Annotated in this window: 16 protein-coding genes; 2 read left to right on the forward strand and 14 right to left on the reverse strand. The window is 50.2% G+C overall.

Going from position 1 to position 14,533, the window contains the following annotated elements; genetic code table 11:
- Positions 1-11 precede the first annotated feature (11 nt).
- From C8P63_RS02265 to C8P63_RS02280, 3 genes are all read right to left on the reverse strand, one after another.
- Positions 12-995 (reverse strand): Nif3-like dinuclear metal center hexameric protein, encoded by a 984-nt coding sequence (locus C8P63_RS02265; RefSeq protein ID WP_108021715.1) that lies wholly within the window; start codon positions 993-995, stop codon positions 12-14.
- Positions 996-1,128: 133 nt separating this feature from the next.
- A complete protein-coding gene (locus C8P63_RS02270) occupies positions 1,129-1,485 on the reverse strand; it encodes a Na-translocating system protein MpsC family protein (protein ID WP_245920631.1) in 357 nt (118 codons plus the stop codon).
- Between the two features lie 533 nt (positions 1,486-2,018).
- On the reverse strand, positions 2,019-2,834 hold the full coding sequence (locus C8P63_RS02280; protein WP_342748045.1) for a creatininase family protein: 816 nt from the start codon (positions 2,832-2,834) through the stop codon (positions 2,019-2,021).
- A 116-nt stretch (positions 2,835-2,950) separates the two neighbouring features.
- On the opposite strand from C8P63_RS02280, the gene C8P63_RS02285 reads away from it, so the two are divergent.
- Positions 2,951-3,748, forward strand: coding sequence for an aspartate dehydrogenase (locus C8P63_RS02285; protein WP_108021718.1), 798 nt, complete (start codon positions 2,951-2,953; stop codon positions 3,746-3,748).
- Positions 3,749-3,778: 30 nt separating this feature from the next.
- Here the strand turns inward: C8P63_RS02285 and C8P63_RS02290 are convergent, their stop codons facing one another.
- From C8P63_RS02290 to C8P63_RS02330, 9 genes are all read right to left on the reverse strand, one after another.
- Positions 3,779-4,123, reverse strand: coding sequence for a 2Fe-2S iron-sulfur cluster-binding protein (locus tag C8P63_RS02290; RefSeq protein WP_108021719.1), 345 nt, complete (start codon positions 4,121-4,123; stop codon positions 3,779-3,781).
- A gap of 22 nt (positions 4,124-4,145) precedes the next feature.
- Positions 4,146-4,418 (reverse strand): DUF1450 domain-containing protein, encoded by a 273-nt coding sequence (locus tag C8P63_RS02295; protein WP_170109446.1) that lies wholly within the window; start codon positions 4,416-4,418, stop codon positions 4,146-4,148.
- A 13-nt stretch (positions 4,419-4,431) separates the two neighbouring features.
- On the reverse strand, positions 4,432-5,118 hold the full coding sequence (locus C8P63_RS02300) for a GntR family transcriptional regulator (protein WP_211308227.1): 687 nt from the start codon (positions 5,116-5,118) through the stop codon (positions 4,432-4,434).
- A gap of 19 nt (positions 5,119-5,137) precedes the next feature.
- Positions 5,138-5,668 carry a chromate transporter gene (locus C8P63_RS02305; RefSeq protein ID WP_108021722.1) on the reverse strand — a complete coding sequence of 177 codons (531 nt, stop codon included), beginning with the start codon at positions 5,666-5,668 and terminating at the stop codon, positions 5,138-5,140.
- Positions 5,665-6,240 carry a chromate transporter gene (locus tag C8P63_RS02310; protein ID WP_108021723.1) on the reverse strand — a complete coding sequence of 192 codons (576 nt, stop codon included), beginning with the start codon at positions 6,238-6,240 and terminating at the stop codon, positions 5,665-5,667. Before C8P63_RS02310 ends, C8P63_RS02305 begins: the two co-directional genes overlap by 4 nt.
- Before the next feature lie 28 nt (positions 6,241-6,268).
- Positions 6,269-6,748, reverse strand: a complete 480-nt coding sequence (locus tag C8P63_RS02315; protein ID WP_108021724.1) for a GlcG/HbpS family heme-binding protein — start codon at positions 6,746-6,748, stop codon at positions 6,269-6,271.
- 29 nt (positions 6,749-6,777) lie between these two features.
- Positions 6,778-8,247, reverse strand: a complete 1,470-nt coding sequence (locus C8P63_RS02320; protein WP_108021725.1) for an aldehyde dehydrogenase family protein — start codon at positions 8,245-8,247, stop codon at positions 6,778-6,780.
- Positions 8,248-8,316: 69 nt separating this feature from the next.
- Positions 8,317-9,036: an iron-containing redox enzyme family protein gene (locus C8P63_RS02325; protein WP_108021726.1), complete on the reverse strand. Its 720-nt coding sequence runs from the start codon at positions 9,034-9,036 to the stop codon at positions 8,317-8,319.
- 109 nt (positions 9,037-9,145) lie between these two features.
- Positions 9,146-10,606 carry a hypothetical protein gene (locus C8P63_RS02330; RefSeq protein ID WP_108021792.1) on the reverse strand — a complete coding sequence of 487 codons (1,461 nt, stop codon included), beginning with the start codon at positions 10,604-10,606 and terminating at the stop codon, positions 9,146-9,148.
- Between the two features lie 203 nt (positions 10,607-10,809).
- Between C8P63_RS02330 and C8P63_RS02335 the strand changes: the two genes are divergently transcribed.
- Positions 10,810-12,228: a hypothetical protein gene (locus C8P63_RS02335; RefSeq protein ID WP_108021727.1), complete on the forward strand. Its 1,419-nt coding sequence runs from the start codon at positions 10,810-10,812 to the stop codon at positions 12,226-12,228.
- 60 nt (positions 12,229-12,288) lie between these two features.
- Here the strand turns inward: C8P63_RS02335 and C8P63_RS02340 are convergent, their stop codons facing one another.
- Together C8P63_RS02340 and C8P63_RS02345 are read right to left on the reverse strand one after the other, a co-directional pair.
- Positions 12,289-12,978, reverse strand: coding sequence for a GntR family transcriptional regulator (locus C8P63_RS02340; RefSeq protein WP_108021728.1), 690 nt, complete (start codon positions 12,976-12,978; stop codon positions 12,289-12,291).
- A 261-nt stretch (positions 12,979-13,239) separates the two neighbouring features.
- The gene (locus tag C8P63_RS02345; protein WP_108021793.1) at positions 13,240-14,460 is read right to left on the reverse strand and encodes an acyl-CoA dehydrogenase family protein; all 1,221 of its coding nucleotides are present in this window, start codon (positions 14,458-14,460) and stop codon (positions 13,240-13,242) included.
- Positions 14,461-14,533: the final 73 nt, after the last annotated feature.

The following is a 14,533-nucleotide window of genomic DNA, read 5'->3' on the forward strand; positions in this document are numbered from 1 at the left end:
CCTATTTGTTTTCAAACTCGTACCTTGCTAAGCAAATAATCGCTTGCCATCTTTTCAGCGTAAGTTGTTAATTGCTCACCTCCAGCTTGCTTCACTGGATACGACGTTACCCGTTCACGAAACACCACTACCTCCACTTTTGGTAGGAGCTTGTCCAATGCAAAAGCCAACGGAAGGCCGTTTTCGAATATTTCTGATATATGATTATTACCAATTACAAAGTTTAATCCCAACTTATTAGATTCCTTAACTAATGGACTGTCCGCTTGAACCCTACTGATTGATGCTATAACCGTATCGGACTCTGGAAACTCCATAAAGGCATGCTGTAAATCGTCCACCGAAAAACCAGTGTGGGGAAAAATATGCAAAACGTTCTTCACTTCACTATTTTTATTTCCTAAAAGAATTTCTCCCTGTTTAACAGTGATTGTATCTATAGACGTGTTACCCTGAATATCTCTTTCTGCCTGAACTTGTTGGGTTAAATCCATAAAGGAGCTTAACCGTTGAAGTACATCCCCTAAATTTTTGACTTCTGGCAAGGTTGTACCCGCAAACAGTACATTTCCTTCCTTACCTCCATAATTAAGGTTCGAATAATAAGCTTGGTGGCCATGTAAAAAAGGGATACCAGGGTGCAAACCGTGAAATGCCTCGTGTAACTCGAAAACAGCTAAGCCATAAAGAGTTAAGTAATTTTTTAACGTCACTCCCCCACTACTGGTCGCATCGGCTACGGGGTGATGAGCAACAATGGCATCTACCCCCGTTGCAGCAGCCAATTCGATATCATGTTCCGACATTGTCATTGTTACCGCTAATTTGTTAATTACGCGATCCGATTCACCAAAAACAAGCCCTGGTTTTTCGAGAATATTTTTGCCCTTTATTCCAGAATTCTTCCACACAATGAAATTCCTGCTCTGCGAACCAAGCACTCTTCCTTCGGTTAGATAATCTAATGCTCTCAATACATCGTTTACAGTCGCCATATTATAACCCCCTATAAATGTACACATATATATAAAAAGCCGACAGCACGCTAAACATGAGGAGGTTACTCCCTTGTTGGCGTACTGACGGCTTTCCTGCCCTCTTTACAGAGTTCATTCTACCAGTCAGGTTTTACCCTATTAGGTGTGTTTCTACATTCGACTCTAACACAATCACCGTTGCCGACCATTCGGTTAGCGGATCATAGTCTTTAAGAATAGAAACCACCTGAAACCCGTATTTCGTTTTAATTTTATCACATAATTTTTTCTTAAATTCATCAATTAACAATACGTCCATTTGGCGAGTAAATAAGCGATTTTTTTTGTCAATTGAACGAATAGCTTTAACACGTCGATGAACAGCCATAATTAATATTTTGTTATCTATGATGTTAACACGGACTTCCTTCGTTCCAACATCGAATAATTGCATGTTAATTTCATTGTAGTCGCTAATAAGTTTCTGTTTAAATTGATTTGTATTCACGGTTGAACACTTCACTCAGTTACTTTTTATATACTATAACCTATTGATTGAATATTGTCAATAATTTTATACAACAAAATATGATGTGATGTCAAATGTACAGAGAGATGAATAACTGTCGACATTCAGAATTTCAAATGCCAAACACAAAAAACGTTATGAAAACAATGATTTTATCAGATTAGTCAGATAATACATCCTATACCCTAAGGGTATAGGCTTCGCCCTTGATGTCAATCCCGACGATGGCTGGTTTCTTACCAAGGAGGAAAGGATACAAACGGACTTCCAACTCGGGATTTTCTTTCTTTCGAACGGCTTTGTAAAAAGTAGCCGGAGCCTGGTATGTGAGGGTTCCGTGAATACGCTCCTCATTATAAAACAGAATGAATTCCGTCACTATCCCTCTTCATAGTCCTCAACCTCAGGTGTGTGAAAGATAAAGCTCTCTTTCAATCCAAAAAAGCCGGTGTAATCTTCACCGACTTATTCATGGTATGACTCCGTATCTATTAAGAGTAAATCCATTGTGACTAGGATAGACAAGTTGACAACTCTTTACATCCACCCGATTTTTTACAATTGGAACATGGAACTTTTTTTCCGGTTAGGTTAAGTAACTCACTTAGAGATGTGGTAAGTTGGTCTAAAGCTTCTTCCACAATGGCCTTACCGGCCTCGGCGCTCGCTTTCGGCGCATCGCCGATGCACCCGTTTGCGGTCATGTCTTCGTAGGAGTATGTCCCTTGGACTGGATTCCCCGGCCGCAGCTTCCTCCACTTCCCCTCCCGGATGTCCCCTTTTTCCAGGCGATCCATGTGAACAAGATGCGGAGCCAGATACAGGGCCTCGGACACCTCCCGTTCACAGCTGTGACCGTACAATGGTGATTTCACATGTCGCTTTAGTGCATTTTTGGCTGAAGCGGTCGTTTTCGCATAATAGATCTCGACGTTCAGCTCACGGGTCAGCGAATGGCAAGCGATACTGAGTGTGGATTGATTTCCCCCGTGGGCATTCAGAAAAAGAAAACGGGAAATCCCATGATGCTTTAATGAAACAACCATATCCCTCAGGACACAGATCAGGGTTTCCGGTTGCAGACTGATGGTACCGGGGAAGTTGGCATGATGATGAGAGACCCCGAAATTCACGGTCGGGGTGACCAAGGCGAAGGGGTGCAGACGCTCCGCCAACCTCTTCGACATTTCAGTCGCGAGTACGGCGTCACAGCTCTCCTTCATATGAGGACCGTGCTGCTCGTGTGCCCCGACGGGGATAATGGCGAGTTTCACAGTATTTAAAGCTTGCTTCACTTCCGGCCACGTCATCTCCGTCAGTAAAAACATCCCCAATTTCAATCACCTCTCTTTCGAAGGTTATTAAGGGTTGTCAAAATTCCGTACATTTGATAAATTTTATTCGCGGTATACAATACACCAAATACAAAGAAGGAGTCATCATTATGCTAAATATCGGAATAATCGGGTACGGTGCAATAGGAAAAGATGTAGCGGGCTACATCCATTCCGGCTTTGCGGGTCAAGTGAACCTGAAATCCATCCTTGTAAGGAATCGAAACAGACTGGGAAGAGAAGAGGACAAGGCTTTGTTTGAAGATCACCCATCCCGCTTCTTTGATTCGGGCCTTGATCTCGTGATCGAAGCTGCCGGACATGAAGCGGTCAAGCGCTACGCCGTGGATTCGCTTACCAGGGGAATCGACTTCCTGTCGGTCAGCGTGGGAGCGTTCTCCGACGAAGAGCTTCACAGACGGGCGGTGGAAGCAGCCGAACGATTTGGAAGCCGCCTCATTTTCCCTTCCGCAGCGATCGGCGGTTTGGACCGTATCTCCGCCGGCAACATCGGAGAAATCGATCAGGTGACTCTCTCAAGCAAGAAACCGCCCCAAGCTTGGTATGGCACCCCAGTGGAAAAACAGATAGATTTGAAACGGGTGACCAAACCTGTTTGTGTATTCGAGGGATCGGCCCGGGAATCGGCCCGCCTGTTTCCGGAAAACGCAAACGTATCAGCCGCACTGAGTCTGGCGGGGATCGGTTTTGACCGGACCCGGGTTCGTATTTTCGTGGATCCCGATATGACCCGAAATGTCCATGAGGTGTACGTCTCGGGTCAATTTGGAGAGTTCCGCGTTCAATTATCCAATGCTCCCTCGAAAAACCCCAAAACCGGATATATCGTGGCCATGAGCATCATCAAAGCGCTGAAGGACTTGTCCGGTCCCGTCATGATCTTGTAAAGTTTAGTGCCGAAAGGTCACGTGCAACGGTCAGCTCGTCTTATTTTCCCAATACTTCCTTAATTTCGGGGGAACATTGACCGTCACCGAAGTGTCCCATTTGATCTTTACGTCCCCCGTGGCGAAGGATTGGCATGCCAGACGGTATCCCTTTTCCAACAATTCCCCGCCCAGACGCTCGACTTCTTTCTTTTTGATCTCCGTCAGGTTTTCCGCCCCCTCGTCTACACGGATCCGACATGTCCCGCACAAACCGCCTCCGCACCGATAAGGGATGCCGCATTCGTACCGAATCGAGGTGCGGAGGACATTGCTTTCTTTTCCTTCTTCGATTTCCACTTTTTTATCGGTGCTCGCAAAATAAATGCAGGGCATCGTGCAAACCTCCTCCATTTTTTTATACTGCGGACAGCTCCGCCAACCGCTCTTCCACCCGTGCCTTGATTTTGTCATAGAACTGTTCGGGTGTTACACCGGGAACGAATCTTTTGTCGACCAGCACATAGGGTGTGGTTTTGCAGACCGTACAGATCCCCCCGCATCTCATTTCCACGTATTCGATGCGAAAACAGATGTTGGGAAATTCCTTCTTTATTCTGTCGACGATTTTGGAGGTCAGTGCATGCCGTCGTTTATTGTTTCTGCACACTTCGATCTTGATGGCCGTCAAATCTGTCCCCTCCTCACCCGGAATTGGCTTTTGCCGCGGCGCTCTTGTAGGCCTTCATGGAGTTTTCTACGTGAACCTTGGTCATGGCCTCCGCGAGTTCCGCATCTCCGTTCCGCACGGTTTCCATGATTTTACGGTGCTCCTCTACCGCCTTTTCCCACCTTCCCGGTATGTCATGACCCACCTTTGCGAAGGCCCGGATATAATCGGTCAAGCCGATCAACAATTCATACAGTCGGGGGCTTTTTGAAGCTTTGTACAATTGTTCGTGGATTTCCAGATGAAGTCGGGGAAACTCTTCTTCCCGCCCATTCTCCAAGAGATCCATCATTTTTCTGATGGTCGTGTCGAAAGCTTTCGCGGTTTCCTCATCCATTTTTTGTGCGGCCAGCCTCGCAGCCAAACCCTCCAGGGCGGATAAAATGGTGAAAATTTCTTCAATCTCGTTTCTGGAATAATCGGCGACCACCACGCCTTTACGTGGCAGGGTGATCACAAATCCCATGGATTCCAACCGGAACAAAGCCTCCCGGATCGGTGTGCGGCTGATTTGTAGCTTTTCGGCCAAGTCCCTTTCAACGATTCGGTCCCCGGATCTGAGTTCGCCGCATAAAATGGCGTTTTTTAGGTAATCGAATACTTTGTCACGAATGGGAACCAGCTCTCCTCCGTTCCATGTCGTTTCTCCTTGCTGGCGAATGCTTCACCCCTCCCTCCGTTCATCCAAGAAAGATCGCTCCATAGACCAGAGAGCCCGTGATTACCCAAGCGGGATGCGTGTGCTTTACATATAAGAAGATGTAGCTGAAGGATCCCAGCAGAAAGGTGTGCAGGGTGCCGCTGGATTGCTTCGCTTCCAGAAAAAACTGCCACGCCAGGATCCCCAGCAAAACAGCGATGACCGGTTGAACGGAGCGGGTCATGGCCTTCACCTGGTCAGAGTCCTTGAAAAGGTCCACAAACTTAAACAATAGAATGACCGCAATCGCTGAGGGAAGAACCGTCGCCGCCAAAGCCGTTGCCGCTCCCAAGGAGCCTCCGACCTGGAATCCGACGAACCCCGCGATCTTGGTGGCGATTGGCCCTGGCAGGGCGTTGCCCAATGCAAGCAGATCACCGAATTCTTTCAGACTGAGCCACTTATAATGATCGACGACTTCCTTTTGGATCAGGGGAATGGTGGAAGGGCCCCCGCCGTATCCCAGCAGGTTGGATATGAAAAAAGCCCAAAAAATCTTGAAATAAATCATGGTCTTTCCTTTCCCCCCTCAGAAGGATCACGGCTGCGCCGTCCCCAGGTGGCATATGTGAAAGCGCCGGCCAAAAACACAAAGATAAGGATCGCCGGGTGAACCCCACTCAGGACAGCCGTCCCTCCCACGGCGGTCAAAGCCACGGTCACCGATAAACCCAATCCCGTTTTCGCCTTGTCAAAGAATTCATAAGCAAACATCCCCAGCATAACCCCGATGACCGGCCCCACTCCCCGGATCATCCCGCTGATCACGGGGGAATCCTTAAACTTGTACAAAACACCGAGGAACCCGATCATTACAAGTACAGTCGGTAGAATATGGGACAGAATCGCGGTCAGGGCGCCTCGCGTTCCTTTCACCCTATAGCCGATATAAGCGGCCATTTTGGTGGCGATCGGCCCGGGTAACGCGTTTGCCAGAGCAAGGACCTCCGCGAAATCCTTCTCTTCCATCCATCCGTATTTTTCCACCGCCTCATAGCGGATCAATGGGATGACGGAAGGCCCGCCCCCGTATCCGAGAACACCCGCTCTGATAAATCCGGTGATCAATTGAAGATAGGACATGGGCGATCCCCTTATTCAATCAAGTTTTTCAGAGCTTGATGTCCGCATTCGTTTCCACGGTGTATCCCTGGGAGGCAAATGAACTTTTCAACGCATCCAGAGCAGCTTTGCCCACCGCAATGTCCTGCTCCCCGTTGCCGCCGCTGATACCTACACCCCCCACCACTTCACCGTCGATCACGACGGGAAACCCGCCTACAAAGACGGCGAACTTACCCGGAAACATCAATTGAATTCCATAAGCTTCGTTGCCGGGCAAAACGGGACCGTTTGGCTCCCGGTTGAAAAGGTGAGTGGAACGTTTATGACCCGCTGCCGTAAACGCCTTAGCGACGGCGATCTCGGGTCCGGTGATTCGCGCGCCGTTCATTCGTTCCAACGCAATGAGGTGTCCCCCATCATCCACAATGGCGATGGTTTCCAATACCTTGATTTCTTCCGCTTTCTTTTTTGCCGCTTCGATCATTAGCTTGGCGTCTTCCAGCTCCAGTTTAAAGGCGGTTTTCAATTTCTTTCTCTCCTCTCCTCCGACTGAAATCAATACCCGTAATAGACGGTCTTCGTTTGCGTGAAGAACTCCAGCCCCGTTCGACCTGATTCACGGAAAGTGGAAGTGCTGGAATTCTTCAACCCACCGAAAGGCGCCTGAATCAGGTTACCCGTTGTTGTTCGGTTCACCTTCACCGTACCCGATTGGATCCTCCGGACAAATCGGTGTGCCTTCTCCACATCCCGGGTAACAATCGAAGCGGATAACCCATACTCCACCCCATTGGCCACCCGGATCGCTTCTTCAAAGCTGTCCACCGCGAGCACCGAGATGACCGGGCCAAAGATCTCTTCCTGTGCAATACGCATTTCCGGCGTTACATCCGTAAAAACAGCCGGTTCCACGTAAAACCCTTTATCATAGCCCTCTCCCGTCAATTGCCGGCCGCCGCATCTTAAAACAGCTCCTTCCTTTTCTCCGATCTCCACATAGCGAAGTACATTTTCCAGCTGTTTTTGACTCGCGAGGGGCCCCAGTTGAATCCCTTCCGACAATCCATCTCCGATTTTCAATTCCTCGGTCTTTTTCACGAGTTTGGCCGTGAACTCTTCCTGTACGGCCCGGGCCACAATCACCCTGCTCGTTCCGGTGCAGGCTTGACCGGTCAGTGAAAAACCACCATTGACGGACAGTTGCACTGCCAAGTCCAGGTCGGCATCATCCAAGACAATCAGGGGATTCTTTCCTCCCAGTTCCATTTGCGTCCTTGTGGTCAAGGGAACCGCATTGTGAATCTCCTTGCCGGCCTGAGTTGAGCCTGTAAAGGTCACAGCCTTGACCGCAGCGTCCGATACCAAGGATCGTCCGACCTTCGAAGCCGAACCGGTGATGAAATTAAGCACCCCCTCCGGCAGACCTGCCTTCACAAAAGCTTCCGTCAAGCGGAGCCCCATCAACGGCGTAACGGAAGATGGCTTAAAAACCACCGTATTGCCGGTGATCAGGGCCGGTGCGATCTTTCGGGCCGGGATGGACAGGGGAAAGTTCCACGGAGTGATCGCAGTCACCACTCCCAAGGGCTCCCGCACGGTGAACACCATCGAGGAAAAGTCGTCCTGGGGAAATGTCTCCCCCGAGAAACTCAACCCTTCTGCAGCATAAAAGCGCAGCGTGTCTGCGGATCGTTTCACTTCCTGACGTGACGCCGGCAGGATTTTCCCTTCCTCCCTGGTTAATTCCCGGGCAATCAGTTCCAACTCATTTTCCAGATGATCAGCCGCTTGGTTCAGTATCCGGGCCCTCTTGGACGGAGGGGTTTCCGCCCACCCGGGAAACGCTTTTTCAGCTGCGCGGATGGCTTCCCCGGCATCTTCCTTTCCGGAAGCCTGAAAAGATCCGAGCACATCTTCCGCATTCGCGGGATTAATGCTTTCGAACAAAGATTTTTCACTAGCTTCGACCCAGCGCCCGTCGATGTAGTTCTGGTAACTTTTTGTGACAGTTGTAAGCAAATGCATCTTCCTTTCTTGGAATGAAACGGCAGATTTCACTAAAGGGTGAAAACTGCCGTTTCTAATGCTGGTTTCTTAAACCTCCGCAGTTTCCAAATCCCGTTGTACATAGGCGCGATAGAGGCCGTCCATATACATCCATCTCATTTGGGCCCCGGTCCGGACAATATCCAAACACCGTTGCTGCAGCTCGACCGTGTCAGCATAGGTCAGGACTAGCTGATAACCCCGCTCTCCGTGAATTTCGTCCGAAACGATGTGAAGGTCGAAAAACTCCACTTCTTCCTCGGTAAAACCGTACTTTTCTTTCAACGGAGGGGTCTGCTTCCGGTAGATGTCGGGAACCTGAGACTCAAGGCCCACGATCAGGGCGGCGGTAGCCACGGCGAAATGTTCCCGCATCGCAACGGCATAGCACCAGCTTTGAAGGCCCAACGTGCTGGGCAACATGTTTTTCGGATTCTGCACCCGGTCCGCAGTGGTGCCGCAGGCTTCGGCAAATCGGATCAGCAAGTCCGTATGACGATCCCCGCCAAGCTCTTCTTCCCACATATTCTGCAGGAGGAAGTCTTTCGCATCGGTAAACTGATCTGGGATGCTGGAGTAGATATAGCCCAGGTAGTCCGCGAAGGGACCTACGTAGTGGTAATGATTCTCCGCCCACTTGGCGAAGTGTTCCCTTTTCAGTTTCCCTTCCGACCACGCAACGCTGAAGGGAGACGCTTGGCTGTGATTCCCTTTTACCGCCTCTTCCAACTGGTTACGGAATTCTTCCCGGGTCAACAATTCAGCCATCATTCTGCCTCCTATTTGGTTTTTGGTATATGGTATACCAAACTTTCGTCTACAGTTTAATCAATGACCATTCAGAAGTCAACACCTATTTGCAACTATCTAAAAATTTCTACCAGATTAGCAGGGCAACCAACGTGGATACAAACAGCCCGATAACCACGGGAACAAAGTTCCTCCGGACCAACTCGATCACGGGTACTCCTGCAAACCCGGCCACCGCCACCAATGAAGACCAGGCGATGATCGTTCCCCCTCCCGTCCAGATGCTCCCCATCTGTCCGATTGCCGCCAGCGTTCCGGGATCGACCCCTGAAGCGTTTGCTAACGCCCCGGACAGCCCTCCCGTCAAAGGAAGTCCCGAAAAGCCGGAGCCGTCCAAGCCCGTAATCATACCAATAATCAATACTCCAAAGCCCGTCAGCAAACTATTCACCGGAATCAAGGCTTGTCCTGCTTGAACGAGGTCAAACAGAAACGACGGTGCATTTTTATCTTGGGAAAGGATTTCCCCGGCGAAATCCCCGCTTCCCAGGAAAAAAAATCCTGCAATCGGGACCACGGGTCCCATCGCCTTGAATGCAAATACAAATCCTTCCACGATGTGTTCACTGATCCTGTCCAAGGCATGGAGCCGTGCATATGAAAAGGTGGCCATTGCCAGCAAAACGGCGGCCACTCCCCCGATGAAAGCCGCGCCGCCCGGCCCTTCAAGCCCGCTTTCCTGGCCGCCGTATTTGGATTGTACCATGATGATGATCACGGCAAGCAACGAAAGGGGCACAAGCACTGCAAAGCACTTCCCCCATTTTTGAAGCTGCTGTCTGCTCTGAAACCGGTCTGAATCTACCTTCTCCAACGTCACGGCCACTTCTGTTTCAGCCTGGCTCCCCCCCAGGTATCCGATCTCTTGATCAATCAGCCGGTCATCGGCTTTCCTCACTTTCCTGTACGCGTTGGACAAATAAGCGATACCGATGGCGACTCCGCCGGTTATCAGCGATAATATCATCGCTTTGTCCGCCACCTGGCCCGTGCTTACTCCCGCTGCCTTCGCACTCAGCATCGGGGCCACCTGCATCACATAATCGGATGAAAGGGCCATCCCCTGTCCCGCGATCGCGATTGCGACGGCTCCCGCCATCGCCGGAAGGCCGGCTCGGATGGCGGGGGGCAAAAGCAGGGCGCCGATCAGCGGCACAGCCGGTGTCGGCCAAAAAAACAGGGAAATGGTATAGGTCATACCAGCCAGAATAAAGAACGAGACGTGGCCGTTCACCATCATCCTCTGAATCGGTTTGATCATCCTTTGGTCTGCTCCCAGATCCTTCAGGGATCGGAGAAGAGCAACCATAAAGGTGATGATGAGAAAAATGCTGAACAATTCTTTGGCTGCAACCAGGTTGGCATTGAAGATCGACTGAAGTCCAGCTACGAAACTCCCTTTGAACACCCAGGCAACGAGTAAGGTTCCAATCAACGTGGGTAGGACGACACCTCGTTTGAACAGCATGGTGAGAATGACGACGAGTGTCACCGCAGCATAGAGCCAATGTGCTGCCGTCAGCGCCATGATCCCGGCACCTTCCTTTCCCTTATTTTCCTGCCGGATCAACTATTTGGCATAAGGTATACCAAATACACCTTGAGCTTAAACAATTCGATCTATTAAGTCAATAATTATTGATAATTTTCTAACATGTTCTAATTCAAATTCAATTTCTTTTGGTATACAATATCCATAGTCTTATTGTATCTGTTGAAAGGATGGTGGCCATGAGTATACAATCCCGACACATCAGAGCAACGGTTTTTACCGGTGCCATTCTGCTCCATTTGATTTCCACCTCTGCCCATGTCCACCTGTTCGATTTCGTGATTTCCCTGCTGTCTATCGTGGCGGTGGCGATTGCGATCCCCCATGCCAGTTCAATGGCTCGGACCCTGACCTTCATCTTTATTCTCTCGGGAAGCTGGATGCTGTGGGCACGAGGGATTCACTTACCCCAATACATTTCCCTATACGGCAATATGCTTCATCTGCTCAGCCTGTTTGTGATCATTCCTCTTCTAGCCATTCCCATCCAATTGGGAGGCTACAGCAAAATCATCAAACGTCTACTTCATTTGAAAGTCCGGTCTCAGCAACATCTTTATCAATTGATCTCCGGCTCTTCATTTTTTCTTAGTTGCTTCATGAATCTGGCAACCCTGCCGATGATGTACTACAGCGTAAAAGACACGATCGACCAATATCCGATTCAATCCCACAAACGATTCGTTTCCATGAGCATCGTGCACGGATATGCCCTTCCGATCTTGTGGACACCCGTCGCGCCCATTGTCGGGGTGGTTTTGGATCTGACGGGTGTAAGTTGGATAAGGATGTTTCCGGTTTTATTGTCACTGAGCCTCGGAGGTCTTATTCTGGATTGGTCCATCCATTTTTTGATGAAAAATCGGCTTTCATTTTCAAAAATCCAAGACAAGCAAGCCCGCCGGGAAGCGGCGACAACGTTGGAAGAAGGTTTTATGATCGACAAAAGCGAGGCAAAGATCATTAAACGAAAACTGATGCAACTGGGACTTGTGATCTCATTCTTCATTTTGCTGATCACCACCCTTGAACACGCGCTCCCCATCGGGATGGTGCTGACCACCGTACTGATGACCTTTCCCTTCGCGGCGATCTGGTCCGGTCTTATGGGAAAAGGCGCCTCATTCCTTGAAAAGGCGTCCCGTCATGTAAGCCGATATGTTCCCGACATGGCCGAACAGTTCGCCATTTTCTTAAGCGCAGGTTTTTTTGTCAAAGCACTGGAATTGACCGGGCACAACCACGAAGTCAATGTTGTGGTCCAGGGGTTGAATCATTGGATGGGAGACCCCCTGTTTTTGGCCCTCTTACCATTCATCCCCCTCGGCTTGTCCTTTACGGGAATGCACCCGGTTGTGGCCATTGCATTGTTGGCTGAGTCTTTGAATCCGCAGTTGCTGGGCATTTCCGTTGAAAAACTGACAGTGGCCCTGTTGGGCGGTGCCGTCACAACATTCCTTATGGGCCCTTTCAACGCCACAATCGGGATTATGTCCTCCATCATCAAAGAAACCCCATTGCGCATTTCGGCCTGGAACGGGTCGTTCACGGCAGGATTTGTCGTTTTATTGATCGGATTCCTCTATTTTCTTCCATAAAAAAACGGATAGTCCATCTATCCGTATACAGTATGCCAAAAGCCATTTGGTATCAGCTCTTCAAACCTTTTCCTCACCATTGTTGTCGCCTTTCAGGGCTTTCAAATAAGCCTTTTTTGAATTTTCAATATGAATTTTCGTCAGATTTTCCGCCAGCTCGGCTTCTCCATCCCGCACGGCAATGGCAATATCACGATGTTCTTCCAGTGAACGTCTCATTCGGTCCGGCTGTCTGAATCCGGTCCGGGCAAAAGCATGGATATAGTCGAATAAACTGTGCAGCATATTCAGCAGTTTGGGACTTTTCGCCGCCTGACAGATGGTGTCCACAATATCGATGTGAAAGAGGGAAACGTCTTTGCCGATATCTTCTCCAGCCAGGATTCGCTCGATATTCCCAGTCAACCGGTCCAATTCGAGTTGCGTCTTCTCGTCGATTTTGCGGGCGGCCAGTTTAGCGGCTAATGCGCTTAAAGCAGAGAGAATCGTGAATATCTCTATAATTTCATCCGGTGACAAACGGGCCACCACGACTCCTTTTCGGGGGAGGGTTTTCACAAACCCCTGGGACTCCAAACGGAACAACGCTTCCCGGATCGGGGTCCGGCTGATGCTCAGTTTTTCCGCGAGATCCCGTTCGATAATGCGTTCACCCGCCGTCAGTTCCCCTTTTAAAATGGCATTTTTAATATAATGATATACCTTGTCCCGGATCGGGTTCAGTTCCGAAAAATTCCAACCTTCATTCATCTCTAACCATCTGCACTCCTTTTATTGTTGCCATTATAATTACTATATCACTTTCCTTTAGTCCGGTTCCATTATTTTATAATTGGTGATCAAGTCCAAAGTTCTGTGTAAATCCTCCCCATTAGCAGAAGTTACCGTTCAGGGTAAAAGGTTAATCGAGCCATCTCACATCCTCCTTTTTTTGTGAATGTTACGTCAACTCTATTCAAAGAGGAGGATGCGTGGCTTTTTCCATTTCCAACCAAATCCAATTTTACACAGCTATTCTTGTCCCTGAGACACCTCCCCTTCCTTCTCAAAGGGCCAGGGGGGCAGATTCCTCCGCAGCTCCTTGTCCTTCCGGTAGCCGAGGGCATACTCCCCTTGCATGATTTGATGGATTTCCCGGGTACCTTCGTAGATGACGGGGGCTTTGGCGTTTCTCATGTAGCGTTCCACCGGGAACTCGTGGGAGTAGCCGTTGGCCCCGTGGATTTGCACGGCATCCACGGCGGCGTTGAAGGCGGCGTCGCAGGCGTACCATTTGGCGAGGGAGGTTTCCCGGGTGTTCCTCCACCCCTGGTTTTTCAACCATCCCACCCGGAAGACCAAGAGCCGGGAGGTCTCGTAACCCGCGGTCATTTTGGCGATCATTTGCTGCACCAGTTGGTGCTTGCCAATGGGTTTCCCGAAGGTTTCCCGTTGGTTGGCATACTTCACACTGGCTTCGATGCAGGCGTCGATCAGGCCGACCGCTCCGGCGGCGACACTGAACCGTCCGTTGTCCAGGGCGGACATGGCGATCTTGAACCCTTCTCCTTCTTCCCCGACAAGATTCTCCCCCGGAACCCGCACGTTCTCCAGGAAGACCTCCCCGGTGTTGCCGGCCCTGATGCCCAGTTTGTTTTTGAATCCGCGGGTGGAGACACCGGGAAAGGTCCGCTCCACGATGAAGCAGGACAGGCCTTTGTGGCCGTCCTCCGGGGAAGTTTTGGCGAAGACCAGGATGTGGTCCGCCACATCGCAAAGGGAGATCCAGGTTTTGCTCCCGTTCAGAATGTAATCGTCGCCGTCCCGCTTGGCCCGGGTTTGCATGGCGGCCACATCGGAACCGGCGTTGGGCTCTGTCAGGGCGTAAGCGCCCACCTTCCGTCCCTGTGCTTGGGGGGTGAGGTATTTCTCCTTCTGGAACTCGTCCCCCCATTGGAGGAGCGTCATACTGTTCAAGGAGGTGTGAACGGAAACAGCGGTGCGGAAGGCGGTGTCCCCCCTCTCCAGCTCAGCGCAGACGATGGCCAGGGTGTTGTAGTCCATCCCCTGTCCACCGTAGCGTTCGGGAATGCAGACCCCCATGAGACCCAGGTCCGCCATTTTCTCGATGATGCCGGTCTCGAAATGCTGGTCCGCATCCCACGTTTCAATATGAGGCATGATTTCCCGGTCGACGAATTTGCGGACCGTTTTTTGAACGGCTTGTTGATCTTCCGAAAGCGAAAAATCCATGGCGCGGATCATTCCTTTCTGATAGGGTCGGGTCCCGGTCATCGGTTGGGTCGGCAGGGATTTCATTAAGAAG

The organism is Melghirimyces profundicolus (assembly GCF_003054245.1).
Taxonomy (GTDB): Bacteria; Bacillota; Bacilli; order Thermoactinomycetales; family DSM-45169; genus Melghirimyces; species Melghirimyces profundicolus.

Excerpts from the sequence above, each read along its gene's own strand:
- C8P63_RS02265 (WP_108021715.1), bottom strand. The coding sequence starts at position 995 with ATGGCGACTGTAAACGATGTATTGAGAGCATTAGATTATCTAACCGAA.
- C8P63_RS02280 (WP_342748045.1), bottom strand. The coding sequence starts at position 2,834 with ATGTTTTTACTGACGGAGATGACGTGGCCGGAAGTGAAGCAAGCTTTA.
- C8P63_RS02285 (WP_108021718.1), top strand. The coding sequence starts at position 2,951 with ATGCTAAATATCGGAATAATCGGGTACGGTGCAATAGGAAAAGATGTA.
- C8P63_RS02290 (WP_108021719.1), bottom strand. The coding sequence starts at position 4,123 with ATGCCCTGCATTTATTTTGCGAGCACCGATAAAAAAGTGGAAATCGAA.
- C8P63_RS02305 (WP_108021722.1), bottom strand. The coding sequence starts at position 5,668 with ATGATTTATTTCAAGATTTTTTGGGCTTTTTTCATATCCAACCTGCTG.
- C8P63_RS02310 (WP_108021723.1), bottom strand. The coding sequence starts at position 6,240 with ATGTCCTATCTTCAATTGATCACCGGATTTATCAGAGCGGGTGTTCTC.
- C8P63_RS02320 (WP_108021725.1), bottom strand. The coding sequence starts at position 8,247 with ATGCATTTGCTTACAACTGTCACAAAAAGTTACCAGAACTACATCGAC.
- C8P63_RS02325 (WP_108021726.1), bottom strand. The coding sequence starts at position 9,036 with ATGGCTGAATTGTTGACCCGGGAAGAATTCCGTAACCAGTTGGAAGAG.
- C8P63_RS02330 (WP_108021792.1), bottom strand. The coding sequence starts at position 10,606 with ATGGCGCTGACGGCAGCACATTGGCTCTATGCTGCGGTGACACTCGTC.
- C8P63_RS02335 (WP_108021727.1), top strand. The coding sequence starts at position 10,810 with ATGAGTATACAATCCCGACACATCAGAGCAACGGTTTTTACCGGTGCC.
- C8P63_RS02340 (WP_108021728.1), bottom strand. The coding sequence starts at position 12,978 with ATGAATGAAGGTTGGAATTTTTCGGAACTGAACCCGATCCGGGACAAG.
- C8P63_RS02345 (WP_108021793.1), bottom strand. The coding sequence starts at position 14,460 with ATGGATTTTTCGCTTTCGGAAGATCAACAAGCCGTTCAAAAAACGGTC.